Origin of the sequence: Arthrobacter sp. NQ4 (assembly GCF_029077345.1) — a bacterium.
In the GTDB taxonomy this organism is placed as follows: domain Bacteria; phylum Actinomycetota; class Actinomycetes; order Actinomycetales; family Micrococcaceae; genus Arthrobacter.
Map to the genome: position 1 here is coordinate 44,341 of NZ_JARETC010000012.1, position 15,959 is coordinate 60,299.

A 15,959-nucleotide genomic window follows, 5' to 3' on the forward strand; every position below is an offset into this window, starting at 1 on the left:
CGTCCAGCCCCACCACTGACAGGACCAGCAATGCCGCTATCCTCACGCCCTGATGCACCCAGACCCCTTCCGCCGCAGCGCCGGCACCACCATGGCATCGTTGCCGCAAGCACCGCCCTCCTCATCGGGCTGTTCGCCGCCGGCGCGACCGTTCCGGCACAGGCCGCACCCTCAGCCGCGCAGCCCGCAGTCCAGGCTCCGGCGTCGCCACCGCCCGCGCCGCAAAACCCGTTCGGGCCCAACACCTACGTCTTCGATCCCGGCATGCCCGTGGCGCAGATCCAGGCCACGGTGGACGCCATTGCGGCGCAGCAGGTGGATGACGAAATGGGGACCAAGCGCTACTCCCTGCTGTTCAAGCCCGGCACCTACGGCACCCCCGAGGAGCCGCTGATTGTCCAGGTGGGCTATTCCACGGAAGTCGCCGGACTGGGTGCTGCACCCACCGACGTCACCATCAATGGACACGTCGACGTCTACAACCGCTGCCTCACCGCGGACAACTGCATCGCCCTCAACAACTTCTGGCGCTCCCTGTCCAACCTCACCATCAATGTCACCGGCCTCGAAGGCTGCCGCAGCTCGGCAAACTTCTGGGCAGCCTCCCAGGCTTCGCCGATGCGCCGGGTCAACATCACCGGCGGCAACCTCTCCCTGATGGACTACTGCACCGCCGGCCCGCAGTACGCCAGCGGCGGCTTCATCGCTGATTCCACGACGGGCGCCGTCATCAACGGCTCCCAGCAGCAGTACCTGGTGCGCAACAGCAGCATTGGAAGCTGGTCCAACGGAGTCTGGAACCAGGTGTTCTCGGGCGTCAACGGGGCACCTGCAGATTCCTTCCCGGACCCGCCGTACACCACCCTGGACACGACTCCCATCAGCCGCGAGAAGCCCTACCTGACGGTGGACCCCGCCGGGCAGTACAGCGTGTTCGTGCCCTCCGTGCACCAGGACTCAGCGGGGACCACGTGGGAAAACGGCCCTACGGAAGGCCGCAGCATCCCGCTGGCCGACTTCTACGTCGCATCGCCCGGCGATTCAGTGCAGACCATCAACACGCAACTGGCCCGTGGAAAGAACCTGCTCCTTACCCCCGGGGTCTACGACATTGACCGCAGCATCGAGGTCAAGCGCGCAGGAACAGTGGTGCTTGGACTTGGAATGGCAACACTTTCCGCCGTCAACGGATCGGTTCCCCTGACAGTCGCGGATGTCCCCGGCGTGGACATTGCTGCCGTTACCGTGGATGCCGGTGAGGTCAACTCACCCTCCCTGATGCGCATCGGCAAGGCAATCCCGGGCGCAGGGGGCGGAGCGGCCAACTCTGCCGTCCGCAGCGATCCGGCCAATCCCACCACCCTCCACGATGTGTTCTTCCGCATCGGCGGCCCCCACGTGGGCAAGGCCTCGGTCAGCCTGGAAGTCAACAGCGACAACGTCCTCCTGGACCACATCTGGGCCTGGCGCGCAGACCACGGGAACGGTGTCGGTTGGACTACCAACACCGGCAGGAACGGCGTGATCGTCAACGGCAACAACGTCACCGCCACCGGCCTGTTCGTGGAGCACTACCAGGAGTACAACGCCATCTGGAACGGCGAAAACGGCAAAACGGTCTTCTTCCAGAACGAACTGCCCTACGACGCCCCCAACCAGGCAGCGTGGCAGCATGACGGGATTCTCGGCTGGGCCGGCTACAAGGTCTCGGATTCCGTCAAAACCCATGAACTCTGGGGCGGCGGCAGCTATGTCTACAACAACGTGGACCCCACCATCCACGCCACCCGCGGCTTCGAGGTCCCGGTGACGCCCGGCGTGAAGCTGCACAGCCTGCTGACCGTGAATCTTGGCGCCGGAACACTGGACCACGTGGTCAATGACACCGGAGCGCCGGTGTCCACGGACGCCGTCGGAGTTCCCAGCTACGTGGCCGATTTCGGCTAGGAGCCGCCCATCACAACGGGGGCGCGGCGCCGGCAGTGGATGCCGGCTCCGCGCCCCTATCCGTTCCGGGCCTGCCTCCACGCCAGCGCGGCCCCGCCCCAGACGGCCAGCAGCAGCGCCACCAGCAGCAGGCCGGCGTCGCCCAGGTCGATCGATGAAAGCCACGCCGTCACCGGATCATGCAAACCGAATGCGGCGTGAAAGAAGCCGGCCAAAGTGATCACGGCAATGAACAGGGCCGAGACCGCCGAGATGCCCGTCACCGCAGCATTGAAGCCAAGCTTCCGCCGCGGGTCAGCCAGTGCCGAGCGGTACATCCGCATCATCGCCATCCCGTTCACCGAATCACACAGCGTCATCGCGGCTGCGAAGGCGAGCGGCAGGGCGAGAAGGGCTAACGGGGGCACCCCGGCCAAGGACGCCGCCGTCGTCATCATCAGCAGCCCGATGGTGGTGGCGGTATCGAAACCCAGCCCAAAGAGGAAGCCAATCACGTAGATGTTCCGCGGCCGGCGCACCCTGGCGAGGGGTTTGGCCAGCAGCCGCGCCACCAGGCCCTGCGGTTCCAGGTCGCGGGGATCAATGGCTGCTCCGGCCCGGGAACGCCGGAAGGCAGCGGCCGAGCGGGTGAAGGCCGAGCCGTTGAACAGCCCCATGGCCAGCAGGAACAGCCCTGATACGCCGCTGCCGATCAGCCCCAGCACCAGGTTCCCGGCCGTACCGTCCTCCATCAGGCCGCCAGCCATGGACGCACCGGCGATTACCAGCACCCCCGCCAGGGTCACCACCGAGCTGTGCCCCAGGCTGAACGCGAAGCCGACGCTCACCGGGTCCTGCCGCTGCGCCGCGAACTTCCGGGTGGAGTTGTCGATGGCGGCCAGGTGGTCCCAGTCGTAGCTGTGCTTCACCCCGGCCAGGTAGGCGGTGAGGACAAGTCCCCAGGAGAGCGCCCCGCCGCCCCCGGTCCGGGTTCCGGCAAGCAAAAGGACGACGGCGGCAGCGTGCAGCGCGGCCACCGCACCAAAGGTGAAGAGCGCCCGGGTCCGGAGCGGCAGCGAGTCCCGGTCCCGGTAGAGCGCTGCGATGCCGGCCATCAGTGCTTCCTCAGGTCCAGCGGTCCTTGGCCGTACCAGCGTCCCCGCAGCAGGTCAGTACAGGATCGAAGCAGGCGGTTCAGTTCGTCGGTGCTGTTGGAGAGGCTCCGCAGCACCAGCCCGGTGGTCCCCGCAACAGTGCGAGTCAGCGAGATGCCGGTCAGGGCCTGGTGGTCAGTGGTCAGCAGGTGCAGTTCGTCGGCAAGCGCCTGGTCCGCCCGGGGATCCACCACCACCAGCGATCCGAGGTGGCTGTAGCCTTCCATGAATCCCAGCCCGGTGACGTCGTGGAGCGGCGGCCGGATCAGCAGGTTGTCCAGCGCCAGCAGTTCGGTCCCCGCCCCGGTTTCCACACAGATGTGGTTCCTCAGGCGCACTTCCTCATACCGGAAGGCGGCGCCGTCGGGCGACCATCCGGGCGTCACAACCTCGGCCATGACCAGCGACGACGAGGGCCACAGGGTCACGGACGTCCGCTGCCGGTAGCTGGCTTCCCGGTAGGCGATGAGCTGGTCCGGCATGAGTTCCAGCCGTGCCCCCTCCCCCAGCCGCAAAACCATCCGCTGCTCGGCAAAAGACCCGGGAGTCCGGTAAATCTTGGTGGCGGACTGGGTGGTCAGCAGCAGAGAAGCAGAGTCCTGGACTTGAACATCGAGCAGGAAAAGGTCCGCCCCTAAATAAGCCCCGCCAGGATTCACGATGACGTAGCAAACCTGCCCGGAGTCATCGAGGTAATGCGGCCGCATAACCCTCAAGGCACCCCGATGGTACCGATGCTCGGCAAAGGATCGCCGACCACGAACGGCGACCCGAAGCTCAAGCTCGCCCATCGGGGGCCGATCAGCGGACGCGGGTGGAAGGGGCCGCGGCGTGGCGGGCACCGCGGAGCGGGCACGGCCCCTTCCACCCGCGGGCGCAGGCCCCGGTGACGGACGCGCGGAACTTGCTGCCGCCGTCGTGCTCATGCCAGGTCGAGCATCAGGACGTCGTGCCTTATCCATTCGATGACCTTCTCGAGGCCTTCGTCGGTTTTGAGGTTAGTGAAGCAGAAGGGCTTATCCCCTCTAAATTCCTTCGAATCCTTTTCCATGATTGACAGGTCGGCGCCGACGTGGGGTGCGAGGTCGGTTTTGTTGATGATGAAGAGGTCGGATTTGATCATGCCCTGGCCGGCTTTGCGGGGGATCTTTTCGCCTTGGGCCACGTCGATGATGTAGATGGAAAAGTCCACCAGTTCGGGGCTGAAGGTGGCGGAGAGGTTGTCGCCGCCGGATTCGACGAAGATGACCTGCAGGTCCGGGTGCCGGGTTTTGAGTTCCTCGATGGCGGCGGTGTTCATGGAGGTGTCTTCGCGGATGGCGGTGTGCGGGCAGCCCCCGGTTTCGACGCCGATGATGCGGTCCACGGGCAGGATGCCGTTGGCGGCGAGGATTTTGGCGTCCTCGATGGTGTAGATGTCGTTGGTGATGGCGGCCATGGAGATGTCGCCGCTCATGTGCCGGGTGAGGCGTTCCACGAGTTGGGTTTTGCCGGCGCCGACGGGCCCGCCGATGCCGATTTTGATGGGTTCAGTCATGGTGTCCTCCTACTAGCTCATGAACATCCGGGCACGCTGGCGTTCGTGCCGCATTTGCGAAATTTCCAGTCCGGGGCTGACGGCGCCGAGGTCGTCCGCCGTGAGGTGCGCGACCGCATCGATGGCGGCAGCGACGTCGTCGTGCGCTTTCCGCAGCACGCGCTGCCCGGCGTTCTGGCCGAGCGGGATGGCGCGGACGGCGTTCTGGGTGAGGGACGTGACGGTGGCGAAGAGGTAGGCGGCGAGCGCCTCCTGCAGCGGCACGCCCAGGGAGCGGGCGACGACGGCGAACGCCAGCGGCTGGTGCCCGGCGGCGCGGCCCGTGGCCACCAGGTCCCGGTACAGTTCCAGCGCAGGCGAGGGAAACACCTCAGCCCCAATCTCCAAGAGACGGCTTCCCATCTTGAGGGAGGCCTCCCGAACCTGCCGCGGCAACAAAGAGGCAGAGAGGAGAGCATCCAGCTCCCCAAGATCACCGCCCTCATACAAAAGCCGAACAGCAAGCCCATCGGAATAGGTCAGCTGCTGGCCGACGAAGGCACCGAGCCAGAGCCCGAAAGACCCTTCATCAAAAACGAGCTCCCGATCGATGTACGTCTCAAACCCAAAGGAGTGAGCAAAAGCCCCAGTAGGCAAAGCAGAGTCAGTGAGCTGCTGAAGAGCAAGCTGGTAACTCATAACCGCGCTCCCAAGGCGACGTACCTGCCCAACCCGGCGGAGGCGGGTGATAGGGGCCGCGGCGTGGCGGGCACCGCGAAGCGGGCACGGCCCCTATCACCCGCCGAAGCCCCCGCCGACGCACCAGTAAGAGCGCGCAGCGCTGAAGAGTCAGTGCGAGTGTTCAGCATGGCGAAAAGGCACAGGCATGACGCGTTCCTGGCGGGAGTAGGGCACACCGGCATGGGTGAGGTAGTCCTCGACGGTGTGGTCGTAGGCGCACACCATGACGGCCGCCCCGTACTCGCTGTCAGCGTCGAAGAACTGTGCCTGGAGGTGGCGGTTGCCGAGGGAGTGCGCAGTGACGCCCATTTCGTGGATGGTGCGGGGCGCGATGACCAGGACGTCGGTGGGCAGGACGGACACCACGATCATGTTGGCTTCTTCGACGTGGAGGATGTCGCCGTCGCGGAGGTCGCCGGAGCCGGCGGGGAGGCGGATGCCGATTTCCTTGCCGTGGTCGGTGGTGGCGCGCTGGATGCGTTTGACCAGCTGGGCGCTGGGCAGGACGACTTTTTCGCGGTGCAGGCCGGCGTAGGCTGCGAGGTCGGAGTCCGGCAGGTCGTGCAGGTTGCCCAGGACTTTGTCGATGATCATGTGGTTGCTTTCAGGGGTTTGTAATTCGCGGTTCTAGAAGAGGAAGTACCGCTGGGCCATGGGCAGCACGTCGGACGGTTCGCAGGTGACGTCCTCGCCGTCCACCGTCACCTGGTAGGTTTCCGGGTCCACCTGGATGTCGGGCGTGGCGTCGTTGTATTTGAGGTCGGCTTTGGTGAGGTTGCGGATTCCGGAGACGGGCCGGATGACCTTTTCCAGGCCCAGTTCCCGGGGCACGCCGGCGTCGATCGCGGCCTTGGACAGGAAGGTGATGGAGGACTGCTGCACAGCCTTGCCGAAGGTGGCGAACATGGGACGCATGGTCCGGGGCTGCGGGGTGGGGATGGACCCGTTGGAGTCGCCCATGAGTGCGTAGGCGATCTGGCCGCCTTTGAGCACCAGTTCCGGTTTGACGCCGAAGAATGCCGGGTCCCACAGCACCAGGTCCGCGAACTTGCCCACTTCCACTGACCCTACGGAATCGGCGATGCCCTGCGCGATGGCGGGGTTGACGGTGTACTTGGCGACGTAGCGCTTGAGCCGGAAGTTGTCGCTGTCCGCACTGCCGTGCGCCCCGCCGTCGGCATCTTCCAACACCCCGCGCTGCTTCTTCATTTTGTCCGCCACCTGCCAGGTGCGGGTGATCACCTCGCCTACCCGGCCCATGGCCTGGGAGTCGGAGGAGGTGATGGAGAAGATGCCCAGGTCCTGCAGGACGTCTTCCGCGGCGATGGTTTCGGCGCGGATGCGGGAGTCAGCGAAGGCCACGTCCTCGGGGATGTCCGGGTTGAGGTGGTGGCAGACCATCAGCATGTCCAGGTGCTCTTCGATGGTGTTGCGCGTGTACGGCAGTGTGGGGTTGGTGGAGGCCGGCAGGACGTTGGGCATGCCTGCAATCTTGATGATGTCCGGAGCGTGGCCGCCGCCTGCGCCTTCGGTGTGGAAAGTGTGGATGACCCGGCCGGCGATGGCGCGGATGGTGTCCTCCACGAACCCGCACTCGTTCAGGGTGTCGGTGTGGATGGCCACCTGGACGTCGTACTCGTCCGCGACCTGGAGCGATGTGTCGATGGAGGAGGTGGTGGCTCCCCAGTCTTCATGGACTTTGAGCCCGATGGCACCGGCACGGATCTGCTCGGCGAGGGGTTCGACGGCGGACGCGTGGCCTTTGCCGAACAGGCCGATGTTCATGGGGAATGCCTCGGCGGCCTGCAGCATCCGCTGGATGTGCCATTTTCCGGGCGTCACGGTGGTGGCTTTGGTGCCTTCGGCGGGGCCGGTGCCGCCGCCGATCATCGTGGTTACGCCGCTGGCCAGGGCGGTGGGGATCTGGTCCGGGGAGATGAAGTGGATGTGGGTGTCGATGCCGCCGGCGGTGAGGATTTTCCGCTCGCCCGCGATGATTTCGGTGCTTGAGCCGATCACGATGTCCACGCCGTCGGTGATCTGCGGGTTGCCGGCCTTGCCGATCCGGAAGATGTGGCCGTCTTTCAGCGCCACGTCCGCCTTGTAGATGCCCGTGTGGTCCAGGATCACGGCGTTGGTGATGACGGTGTCCGGAATGTCCTCATCACGGGATGCCTGGCCGTTCTGCCCCATGCCGTCCCGGATCACCTTGCCGCCGCCGAACACCACTTCCTCGCCGTACACGGTGAGGTCCTCTTCGATTTCGAGGAAGAGTTCGGTGTCCGCCAGGCGGATCCTGTCCCCGGTGGTGGGTCCGTAGAGGTCCGCGTACTGCCGGCGCGGAATGTCGAAGCTCATTGGCCGTCCCCTTCCGTAACAGGCCCGCTTTGGCGCGTCCCGGCGTCGAGCCTTCCATTGACCGCGTTGCTGAGCCCGTAGACCTCCCGGGACCCGGCCAGTTCAATAAGCCGCACGCTCCGCGAATCCCCCGGCTCGAACCTGGCCGCCGTTCCCGCGGGGATGTCCAGGCGCCGGCCGTAAGCTGCTTCGCGGTCGAAGGCCAGGGCCGCGTTGGCCTCGGCGAAATGGAAATGCGACCCCACCTGGATGGGCCGGTCGCCGGTGTTGGTCACGGCCACCTCGATGGCCTCCCTGCCCGCATTCGCGGTCACGGGCTCCGGCCGGAGGACGTACTCGCCTGGAATCATTGCCGCGCTCCTTAGCGGATGGGGTTGTGGACGGTGACCAGCTTGGTGCCGTCCGGGAAGGTGGCCTCGATCTGGACGTCGTGGATCATCTCCGGCACGCCTTCCATCACGTCCTCCCGGGTGAGCAGGGTGGTGCCGTAGCTCATGAGGTCGGCCACGCTCCTGCCGTCGCGGGCGCCTTCGATCAGTTCATAGCTGATGATGGCCACGGCTTCGGGGTAGTTGAGCTTGAGGCCGCGGGACTGCCTTCGGCGGGCCAGGTCGGCGGCCACCACGATCAGGAGTTTCTCCTGCTCACGCGGCATAAGATGCATGGGGTTCCCTTCGACGGCCTGCGGCGTGCTGCCAGCGTAAGCGGGTCACGTTTCCGCCAGGTTTCAGGAGTATCAACAAAAGCTGGGGATATGCCCCAACGGTGGGAAGGCTAGTTTGCCCCGCTGAGCCGGGCAAGGATCTCGTCGCTGGACTGGATGGGCTGCCGGTAAGTGGCGGAGAGGATGCGGAGCATGTCGGCAGCGTCCTGGTCGGCTTCGGAGGCCATCGCGTCCTTGGCGTAGGTGACCCGGATGTTGTGCGCGAATGCGTCGGCTGCGGTCTGGGCGATGCAGTTGTGCGTGGAGACGCCGGCGAGCACCACCTCGCCGGCGTCCCAGTTCCGCAGCCGCGCCAGCAAGTTGGTTCCCACGAAGGCGCTGTCCCTGGTCTTGTTCAACTGGGGCAGGTCCTTCCTGATGAGGCCGGGCACCGACTGGGCCTGCCCGCTCCCGCGGAAGATGAAGCCCTGGTCATCGTCCAGCATGCTGAGGGTCCAGGTGGACTTGTCCCGCTCGTGTTCGGTGCCGACCAGGAGCGCGGCGTGCCCGGCGGCCTTGAACCCTTCCAGCAGCCGGTTGCACTCACTCACCACCCGGTCCTGCTGCGCCGCCAGTTCGGGCGTTTCGAAGAATGCGTTCTGCATGTCGATGACCAGGAGGGCAATCATGTGGGCACCTTTCCTCGTTGAACCGGTGGGCCGGGTGGTGAGGAAAAGTTACCCGCGTGGAGCGCGGCGAAACCCTAGGGTGCGGATTCCCTGACCTTCAGTTCGAACCCGGCTTCCACGTGCACGCCCTGTTCCGAGGGCTCCCTGCCGGCGATCCGCTCCAGCAGCAGATGGATGGACCGCTCCGCGATCTCATCCATGCCCGGCGAGACGGTGGTCAGGGAGGGGGACGCGAACCGCGCCTCGTCGATGTCGTCAAAACCGGCCACCGCCACGTCCTGCGGCACCTTGACGCCGCGGATCAGCAGCTCGTGCATGGCCCCCAGCGCCAGTACGTCATTCAGCCCGAAGACGGCGTCGAACTCCACGCCCTTATCCAGCAGGCCGGCGACGGCGGCAGCACCCGTATCGCGCCGCCATTCAGCCGGTGCCACGAGCGCGGCGTCGAAGGCGATGCCTGCTTCCGCCAGCGCACTCCGGTACCCGTTCAGGCGCAGGCCCGCAGTCCCGGCGGACTCCCCCGCGTTCGCTCCCACCACGGCGATACGACGGCGGCCGCCGGCCAGCAGATGCCTGGTCAGCGCAGCCGCGGCTTCCTCATTCTTCATGGTCACCAGATCGAACCGGGGATCCACGATGTGCTCGCCGAGCATCACCACCGGTTTTTTGCCCGCCCGCGCGGCAATGGCATCCGCGTCCACCACCAGCGGCGTGAACAGGAGGCCGTCGGTGAGCTGCCGGAAGGTCCCCTGGAGGGCGCCAAGTTCAGCGGAGGCTTCGGCGTCGGACTGCTCCACCATCACCCGGTACCCGTGCCGGGCGGCAGCCTTCATCAGCCTGGACGCCAGCTCGGCATAGTAGGGGGCGGAAAGGTCGGACAGGACCAGGCCCAGCATGGACGTCTTGCCGGACCGCAGGCTGCGGGCGGTGAGGTTGGCCTCGTAGCCCAGCTCCGCGATGGCATCCTGCACCCGTTGCTTGGTGGCGGGACGGATGAATTCATAGTCGTTCAGGACGTTCGAAACGGTTTTGAGGGAGACGCCTGCCGCCCTCGCGACGTCGTTCATGGTGACTGCCATTAACGTTCTTTTCCTGCCTTTGCCGCCGCCTTGGCAGCCTGCTTGCTGGCCCGCACCTTGACCAGGGATTCCGGGTCCACGATGTCGGCCACCGACAGGTAGGCGCCATCCTCACCGTAGTGTCCTGCCGCTTCGCGCCAGCCCGGAGCCTCCAGGCCCCGCTGCTTGCCCAGCAAGGCAAGGAAGATCTTCGCCTTTTGCTCCCCGAAACCGGGCAGCGCTTTGAGCCGCCGCAGCACCTCGGCACCGTCCGGCGAGCCTTTGGTCCAGATGGCGGCGGCGTCACCGTCCCACTCGTTCTGGACCGCCTCGGCGAGCGCCTGCACGCGCGCAGCCATGGAGCCCGGAAAACGGTGGACGGCGGGCCGTTCCTTGAACATCTCCACGAACGCCGCAGGATCATGCGCCGCAATGGCCCCGGGCTTGAGCGACCCGATCCGGGTCCGGATCTTTTCCGGCCCGGCGAACGCGGATTCCATCGTCACCTGCTGGTCCAGCAGCATGCCGGTCAGGAGGGCGAAGTCGTCCTCACTCAACAACTTGTCCGCGGCGGGATCACCCGTGATGTGCAGTTCCATGCCGTCCATCCTCCCACCTGCGGACCGCCGTCGTCATAAGCACACCCCCAGGGAAATTTCGCCGGGTCAGGCCTCCACGGCCAGCCGGATCATGGACCAGGACACTGCCGGAAGCTCAGCGGTGAGCCGGCCGCCTTCCACCTTCACCGTGCCGTTTTCCGAGGGCAGGACGGAGGTGGAATCGTCGGCGCTGGCCTGCCAGTAGGGGTCCTTGTTGGCGTAGGTCACGGCCTCCATCACCCGGACATCGCCCAGGCCTGCCACGGCAGCATCCAGTGCGAGGGCATCGGCGGCCGATCGGTTCACTGCGAACACTGTGGCCTCACCCTTGTCCGGGTCGTAGGTGGCGACGGCGGACAGTGCCGCGAAGCCGGTCGTGGTGCCGCCGTTGACCAGCGGGGATTCGACGGCGAGCTGCAGCACCGTGCCGGAGGCGTGCCGGGAGGTCAGGGCGAAGGGGTGGAAGGTGGTCTGCTTCCAGGACCGGCCGCCGGGCTCGGTCATGATGGGTGCGATGACGTTCACCAGCTGCGCCAGGCTGGCCGAGTAGACGCGGTCGGTGTTCCGGAGCAGCGTGACCAGGAGGTCCCCCACCACCACGGCGTCCGCCACTGTGTAGGTGTCCTCCAGCAGGACGGGGGCCACCGGCCAGTCCTTGCCTGTGGGCACCTTGGACTCGTCGCGGCTCATGTGCCAGACGTTCCATTCGTCGAAGGAGATGTTCACCTGCCTGCTGGACTTCTTGACTGACTTCACGTGGTCGATGTGGCTCACGATGTCGCGGATGAAGGCTTCCATCTTGTGCCCGGCAGCCAGGTGTTCCTGCAGGTCGCCGAAGTCCTCGAAGTACTGGTGCGCCGAGATCAGGTCCACCAGGTCGTAGGTTTCCGCCAGGACCACGCGCTCCCATTCCCCAAAGGTGGGCATGCTGGGCCCGGAGCTGCCGCAGGCCACGAGTTCCAGGTCCGGGTCGATCATGCGCATCCCGCGGGCTGTGTCCGCCGCGAGCCGGCCGTACTCCAGGGCGTTCTTGTGGCCGATCTGCCAGGGGCCGTCCATTTCGTTGCCCAGGCACCACATCTTGATGCCGTAGCCGTTGCCTGCCCCGTTGCTGCGGCGTTGCTCGGACAGGGCCGTCCCGCCGTCGATGTTGCAGTACTCCACGAGGTCCAGTGCCTCCTGCACGCCGCGGGTGCCCAGGTTGACGGCCATCATGGGTTCCACGCCGGCCTTGGCCGACCACTTGGCGAACTCGTCCACGCCCACGGTATTGGGGTCGGTTGAGTGCCAGGCCAGGTCCAGGCGGGCGGGACGCTGGTCCACCGGGCCCACGCCGTCCTCCCAGCGGTAGCCGGAGACGAAGTTGCCGCCCGGGTACCGCACGGTGGAAACGCCAAGTTCACGGGTCAGTTCCAGGACGTCCTTGCGGAAGCCGTCCTCATCGGCGTCCGGGTGTCCGGGTTCGAAGATCCCGGTGTAGACGCACCGGCCCAGGTGCTCAACGAACGCGCCAAACGTTCGACGGCGGACGGGGCCCACGGTGAACGACGGATCGATGGTGATTTTGGCTGCGGTGGGTTGTGGCTGGGTCACAGGGATATCCTCGGGTAGTTTTTACAACGTTATAGAAGATATTGTTTGTTGCCCCGCTCCGGGAGTCAAGGGTTTGGCCTGCGGCGACGCCGGGAGGTTCCAGCCGGGACCGGAGGACCCCGCGGCGCGCCCACCTGCGGCGACGCTCCAACCAGCGCAGGACCCGGAACCTCCAAGTACTACCTAATCGAAAAAACAGGTACCAGCTACGCATTCACCGGGGACCGGAGGCCCATTAGGTTTTTTCACAGAGACAAGACCTTCAGGCTCTCGGTACTTGGCTCACTAGGGGGGTGTGAGACCGGCAATGCATCGTTCACCACACATAGGCCGCGCAGGCTTCCCGGTCCATCGGACCCGGGTGATAGGCGGGGCCGGCGACGAGGAGTCCTTCGAGACCAAGGACTCTCCCCCAGCCGTCGCCGGCCCTCTTGCCCGTCCGCTCTCCCGGAGGGGCAATACACCGCTGCCCGAGGAGGGCAGCCATGAGCACGCAAACCCACAGAACACGGCTCTCCTGCTGGACCTGGTCAATGGCGCCCGGACCCTGGCAGACTCCCTGGACCTGCTGGTGGCGGCATCGGCCGCGCACGTGGTCAGGACCGCCGGCATCGACGTCGGCTGCGGCCTGGTGCTTCACCAGCCCAAACGCGGTCCCGCCGTCACCGGCACCACCGACGAGGTAGTCACCCTGCTGGAGTGGGAACGGGAAACGGCCGAAGGACCGGTGACCGACGTCATGGCAGGCGGCCACCCCGTGGCCGTCCTCCAAAGGAACGGGGACTTCCGCTGGCGCCACTATTCCAGCCAACTGCAGGCGGCCGGCTTCGGCAGCGCCCTCGCGGTCAGGCTCCGCCTGGACGCAGAACTTCCCGCCGACGACGGGATCCCCGGCAACAGCGAACTCGGCCAGTCAAGGGCCGCCCTCGCCTTCTTCGCCCAGGACTCGAAGGCCTTCCCGCTCCAGGTCATCGCGGAGGCACGTACCTTCGCGGTGCTGGCAACCAAAAGCCTGCAGATGGCTATCAACCTGCACACTGCGCGGTCGCTGGCCACGGACCTCCGCTCGGCCCTGGACAGCCGCACGTCCATCAATGTGGCCTGCGGCGTGATCATGGCCCAGAACAGGTGCTCCTACCAGGAGGCGTTCGCCATCCTCGCCAAGGCGTCAAGCCACCGGAACATCAAGGTGCGCAAGGTGGCCGAGGACATCCTGGAGCGGCTTCCGGAAGGTGCTCCGCACTCACACTTCGGCCGCTGACCCGCTGCCGGTTCAGCCTGGTTGGCGGGTGCGCCCGCGGGCCCGGATCAGGATGTGAGGGTGCCCCGGGCAATACTGATGGTGGAGTGGGCCGGGTTGCCGTCCATGGGCTCGTCCGATACATCCACCACCGGGTACTGGGACAGGTCAAGTCCGGCAGGCACCGGGAACGTTCCTGATGTGGAGTTCATGACGCCCAGGCTGACCAGCTTGGAAAGGTCCGGCGCGATCAGCCACACCTCCTGGTAACCCTTGGCTTCATCCTTGTCCAGGCTGACCTCCAGGCTGCGGGAACCATCCTTGGCCTCCACCACTTTGGCCGATCCCGCCGCGGAGTGCTGCGGCAGCGGGGTCAGCTGGGTTGCCGCCAGCTCCTGGGGCTGGGGCGGGCGGTTGAAGGCCCAGACGGCGCCGAAAACCACCAGGACAGCAGCTGCCGCCGTTGCCAGCCACGTTCCGGGGCGCTGCCACGCGCCCCTCGCCCGGGCACTGTCCGTTCCGGCACCCCCTGCCCGGGTTCCCTTTGTCCGGTTGCCGCTTGTTTTGTCTCCGAGCGGGACAACGTTCGACGGCGGCACGTCCCCGGGTGCGGGCGTGCCGGCAGGCGGTGCGGCACCTCTGTCAGCCCCGCGACGTTCAGCCCCGCGTTCCCCTGAAACGTCTTCCACAGGCCCGGGTTCCGCCGGCACCCCCGCCGCAAGCGGGTCCTCCCGGACGTAATCGCCCAAGCCCAGTTCGCGGTGGATTCCGGCCCAGACCTGGGGCCCGGGCACGGAGAGCAGGCTGGTGTCCGGCGTCGTCTTCACCGCGTCCACCGCCCGCCGCAGGGCGGCGTAGTCGGCGGCGCACTGCGGGCAGGCCAGGAGGTGCTCCCGGCCGCCGGGGTCGTCCCAGTCGTCGTACAGCGCCAGGAGGCTCAACTGTTCCGGATCAAGATGCGGCATGGTCTACCTCCAATCTGCTTCTCAGGTGCGTCAGGCTGCGGCGGATGTGGCTCTTGACGGTACCAAGGGGAAGGTCCAGTTTCCGCGAAATCTGTTCGTGCGTCAGGTCCTCGTAGAAGGCAAGCTTCATGATGGACCCCTGGGGCTCACCCAGCCTTTCCAGTTCACCGTCCAGGAGCAGCCGGTCCGCCAGCGTTTCCGCGGCCTCCGTTCCTGCCCCCGCGTCCCCGGCCAGGCCGGCGCCCGCGGCAGCGTAAGCTTTGCGCGCTTCGCGGGCCGAGGACTGCTGGGCATCCGCGATGGCATTGCGCGTGATGCCAACAATCCACGCCGGGAGCCGGGCAACCTGCGGGTTGAAGGTGCTCCGGGAGCGCCACACCCGAATGAAGACCTCCTGGGTCACGTCGTCCGCCGCCGCGCGGTCCGCGAGGGAGCGGAGGGCCAGCGTATGCACCAGCGGCGCGAACTCGCGGTAGGCCGCCGCCAGTGCGTGCTCATCGCCGGACAGGAAAGAGTCGGTGAGCCCGTCATCCCATCCAGGGGACGCGCGGCCGGGGAGGGTCACGGGCGGCTCCCTCCCGGCTTCGGCGACGAGATACATGGCTGGCCACCGGCTGTGCAGGAACTGGTTCATGCGGGGACCGGTTCAGGCAGGGACTGCGGTGACAATCACATTGTCGCTGTAGTCCATCCGCTCGTCCAGCCATTTGCCGCCGCAGGTGACCAGCTTGAGTTCATGGGGCCCTGACCGCCTGAAAAGGGACGCGCCGTCGAACCTGTCCTTGGCCATCAGCTCCACGCCCACCACCCGGTAGCTGAGCGCGGGGGCGCCGTCCCTTCCCACGCGGATGATGGTTCCCGCCGGGAGCGACTTCAGGGCGGAAAACGGGGCGCGGTCCGAGGTGGTGTCGATATGTCCGGCGATGACGGCGGCCCCTTCGGCCGCCCCGGGGGCGGGGCCGAACCTGTACCAGGCGGCACGGTCGAACACGTCCGGGATCTCCATCGCTCCTCCGGTGGACACCCCCCCGGGCACCACCGGCATGTCGATGGCCGTGCCGGCCACGGTGAGCGAAGTGGGGGCCGGGGCTGGAGCATTCGCCGGCAGAGTGGCTGGCCGGAGCGTGATCTCCCCCGGCTGCGAGGTGCTGGAAGGGGCAGGGCCGGAAGCGTCAGGGCTGGAAGGGGCCGCCCCGTTTGGGGCAGCTGCCTGCGGCAGCGGGGAATCCGGCGGAGCCACCGAACTGGCTGCACCCGCAGGGGGCGACGCTTGCCCGGGATTGGACGGGGCGGCGGAACCGCAGCCGGAGAGGACCAGCACCCCGGCCACCAGCGCTGCTGCCGCACCCCTTGAGGCGGGCCGACGGCGGTACCAGCCTTCCGGCGTCGTGCGTGCGTTCATGACTGGCCTCCTTCCAAAGAAGACATCGGTTGGGAACAAAGGGGCCCGCGCAGGGGCCCGACCGCGGGTGTGCGG

Annotated in this window: 17 protein-coding genes; 2 read left to right on the forward strand and 15 right to left on the reverse strand. The window is 66.7% G+C overall.

Annotated features, from left to right (window positions below):
- The first annotated feature begins 30 nt into the window (after positions 1-30).
- On the forward strand, positions 31-1,947 hold the full coding sequence (locus tag PUN51_RS17295; RefSeq protein ID WP_275181919.1) for an adenylyl cyclase: 1,917 nt from the start codon (positions 31-33) through the stop codon (positions 1,945-1,947).
- Between the two features lie 56 nt (positions 1,948-2,003).
- On the opposite strand, the gene PUN51_RS17300 is transcribed toward PUN51_RS17295, so the two are convergent.
- From PUN51_RS17300 to arfA, 12 genes are all read right to left on the reverse strand, one after another.
- The gene (locus PUN51_RS17300; RefSeq protein ID WP_275181920.1) at positions 2,004-3,041 is read right to left on the reverse strand and encodes a HoxN/HupN/NixA family nickel/cobalt transporter; all 1,038 of its coding nucleotides are present in this window, start codon (positions 3,039-3,041) and stop codon (positions 2,004-2,006) included.
- Positions 3,041-3,871, reverse strand: coding sequence for an urease accessory protein UreD (locus PUN51_RS17305; protein ID WP_275181921.1), 831 nt, complete (start codon positions 3,869-3,871; stop codon positions 3,041-3,043). The genes PUN51_RS17300 and PUN51_RS17305 overlap by 1 nt, the downstream gene beginning before the upstream one ends.
- A gap of 131 nt (positions 3,872-4,002) precedes the next feature.
- Entirely contained in the window at positions 4,003-4,617 is a 615-nt protein-coding gene (gene ureG, locus PUN51_RS17310) for an urease accessory protein UreG (protein WP_275181922.1), read from the reverse strand.
- A gap of 12 nt (positions 4,618-4,629) precedes the next feature.
- The gene (locus PUN51_RS17315) at positions 4,630-5,295 is read right to left on the reverse strand and encodes an urease accessory protein UreF (RefSeq protein ID WP_275181923.1); all 666 of its coding nucleotides are present in this window, start codon (positions 5,293-5,295) and stop codon (positions 4,630-4,632) included.
- A gap of 150 nt (positions 5,296-5,445) precedes the next feature.
- Positions 5,446-5,931 carry an urease accessory protein UreE gene (gene ureE, locus PUN51_RS17320; protein WP_159634188.1) on the reverse strand — a complete coding sequence of 162 codons (486 nt, stop codon included), beginning with the start codon at positions 5,929-5,931 and terminating at the stop codon, positions 5,446-5,448.
- Between the two features lie 33 nt (positions 5,932-5,964).
- Entirely contained in the window at positions 5,965-7,695 is a 1,731-nt protein-coding gene (gene ureC / locus PUN51_RS17325) for an urease subunit alpha (protein WP_275181924.1), read from the reverse strand.
- Positions 7,692-8,045: an urease subunit beta gene (locus tag PUN51_RS17330; protein WP_275181925.1), complete on the reverse strand. Its 354-nt coding sequence runs from the start codon at positions 8,043-8,045 to the stop codon at positions 7,692-7,694. Before PUN51_RS17330 ends, ureC begins: the two co-directional genes overlap by 4 nt.
- A gap of 11 nt (positions 8,046-8,056) precedes the next feature.
- Complete coding sequence (locus tag PUN51_RS17335; protein WP_159634196.1) at positions 8,057-8,359, reverse strand: urease subunit gamma; 303 nt, start codon at positions 8,357-8,359, stop codon at positions 8,057-8,059.
- 110 nt (positions 8,360-8,469) lie between these two features.
- On the reverse strand, positions 8,470-9,027 hold the full coding sequence (locus PUN51_RS17340) for a cysteine hydrolase family protein (RefSeq protein ID WP_159634200.1): 558 nt from the start codon (positions 9,025-9,027) through the stop codon (positions 8,470-8,472).
- Positions 9,028-9,101: 74 nt separating this feature from the next.
- On the reverse strand, positions 9,102-10,106 hold the full coding sequence (locus PUN51_RS17345) for a LacI family DNA-binding transcriptional regulator (RefSeq protein WP_159634203.1): 1,005 nt from the start codon (positions 10,104-10,106) through the stop codon (positions 9,102-9,104).
- On the reverse strand, positions 10,106-10,693 hold the full coding sequence (locus PUN51_RS17350) for an HhH-GPD-type base excision DNA repair protein (protein WP_275181926.1): 588 nt from the start codon (positions 10,691-10,693) through the stop codon (positions 10,106-10,108). Before PUN51_RS17350 ends, PUN51_RS17345 begins: the two co-directional genes overlap by 1 nt.
- Positions 10,694-10,750: 57 nt before the next feature.
- Positions 10,751-12,277 carry an arabinosylfuranosidase ArfA gene (arfA, locus tag PUN51_RS17355; protein ID WP_275181927.1) on the reverse strand — a complete coding sequence of 509 codons (1,527 nt, stop codon included), beginning with the start codon at positions 12,275-12,277 and terminating at the stop codon, positions 10,751-10,753.
- Between the two features lie 361 nt (positions 12,278-12,638).
- Here arfA and PUN51_RS17360 point away from each other — a divergent pair, with 361 nt between their 5' ends.
- Entirely contained in the window at positions 12,639-13,538 is a 900-nt protein-coding gene (locus tag PUN51_RS17360) for an ANTAR domain-containing response regulator (RefSeq protein WP_275181928.1), read from the forward strand.
- 47 nt (positions 13,539-13,585) lie between these two features.
- Here the strand turns inward: PUN51_RS17360 and PUN51_RS17365 are convergent, their stop codons facing one another.
- From PUN51_RS17365 to PUN51_RS17375, 3 genes are read right to left on the reverse strand one after another with little or no spacing between them, the layout of a single operon-like run.
- Positions 13,586-14,482 (reverse strand): anti-sigma factor, encoded by an 897-nt coding sequence (locus tag PUN51_RS17365; RefSeq protein ID WP_275181929.1) that lies wholly within the window; start codon positions 14,480-14,482, stop codon positions 13,586-13,588.
- Positions 14,469-15,083, reverse strand: coding sequence for an RNA polymerase sigma factor (locus PUN51_RS17370; protein WP_277999656.1), 615 nt, complete (start codon positions 15,081-15,083; stop codon positions 14,469-14,471). Before PUN51_RS17370 ends, PUN51_RS17365 begins: the two co-directional genes overlap by 14 nt.
- 45 nt (positions 15,084-15,128) lie before the next feature.
- Positions 15,129-15,884, reverse strand: a complete 756-nt coding sequence (locus PUN51_RS17375; RefSeq protein WP_275181931.1) for a class F sortase — start codon at positions 15,882-15,884, stop codon at positions 15,129-15,131.
- Positions 15,885-15,959: the final 75 nt, after the last annotated feature.

Coding starts and splice junctions, on each gene's coding strand:
- PUN51_RS17300 (WP_275181920.1), bottom strand. CDS start 3,041: ATGGCCGGCATCGCAGCGCTCTACCGGGACCGGGACTCGCTGCCGCTC.
- PUN51_RS17315 (WP_275181923.1), bottom strand. CDS start 5,295: ATGAGTTACCAGCTTGCTCTTCAGCAGCTCACTGACTCTGCTTTGCCT.
- PUN51_RS17365 (WP_275181929.1), bottom strand. CDS start 14,482: ATGCCGCATCTTGATCCGGAACAGTTGAGCCTCCTGGCGCTGTACGAC.
- ureE (WP_159634188.1), bottom strand. CDS start 5,931: ATGATCATCGACAAAGTCCTGGGCAACCTGCACGACCTGCCGGACTCC.
- PUN51_RS17335 (WP_159634196.1), bottom strand. CDS start 8,359: ATGCATCTTATGCCGCGTGAGCAGGAGAAACTCCTGATCGTGGTGGCC.
- PUN51_RS17375 (WP_275181931.1), bottom strand. CDS start 15,884: ATGAACGCACGCACGACGCCGGAAGGCTGGTACCGCCGTCGGCCCGCC.
- PUN51_RS17370 (WP_277999656.1), bottom strand. CDS start 15,083: ATGTATCTCGTCGCCGAAGCCGGGAGGGAGCCGCCCGTGACCCTCCCC.
- PUN51_RS17330 (WP_275181925.1), bottom strand. CDS start 8,045: ATGATTCCAGGCGAGTACGTCCTCCGGCCGGAGCCCGTGACCGCGAAT.
- ureG (WP_275181922.1), bottom strand. CDS start 4,617: ATGACTGAACCCATCAAAATCGGCATCGGCGGGCCCGTCGGCGCCGGC.
- ureC (WP_275181924.1), bottom strand. CDS start 7,695: ATGAGCTTCGACATTCCGCGCCGGCAGTACGCGGACCTCTACGGACCC.
- PUN51_RS17345 (WP_159634203.1), bottom strand. CDS start 10,106: ATGGCAGTCACCATGAACGACGTCGCGAGGGCGGCAGGCGTCTCCCTC.
- PUN51_RS17350 (WP_275181926.1), bottom strand. CDS start 10,693: ATGGACGGCATGGAACTGCACATCACGGGTGATCCCGCCGCGGACAAG.
- PUN51_RS17305 (WP_275181921.1), bottom strand. CDS start 3,871: ATGGGCGAGCTTGAGCTTCGGGTCGCCGTTCGTGGTCGGCGATCCTTT.
- PUN51_RS17295 (WP_275181919.1), top strand. CDS start 31: ATGCCGCTATCCTCACGCCCTGATGCACCCAGACCCCTTCCGCCGCAG.
- PUN51_RS17340 (WP_159634200.1), bottom strand. CDS start 9,027: ATGATTGCCCTCCTGGTCATCGACATGCAGAACGCATTCTTCGAAACG.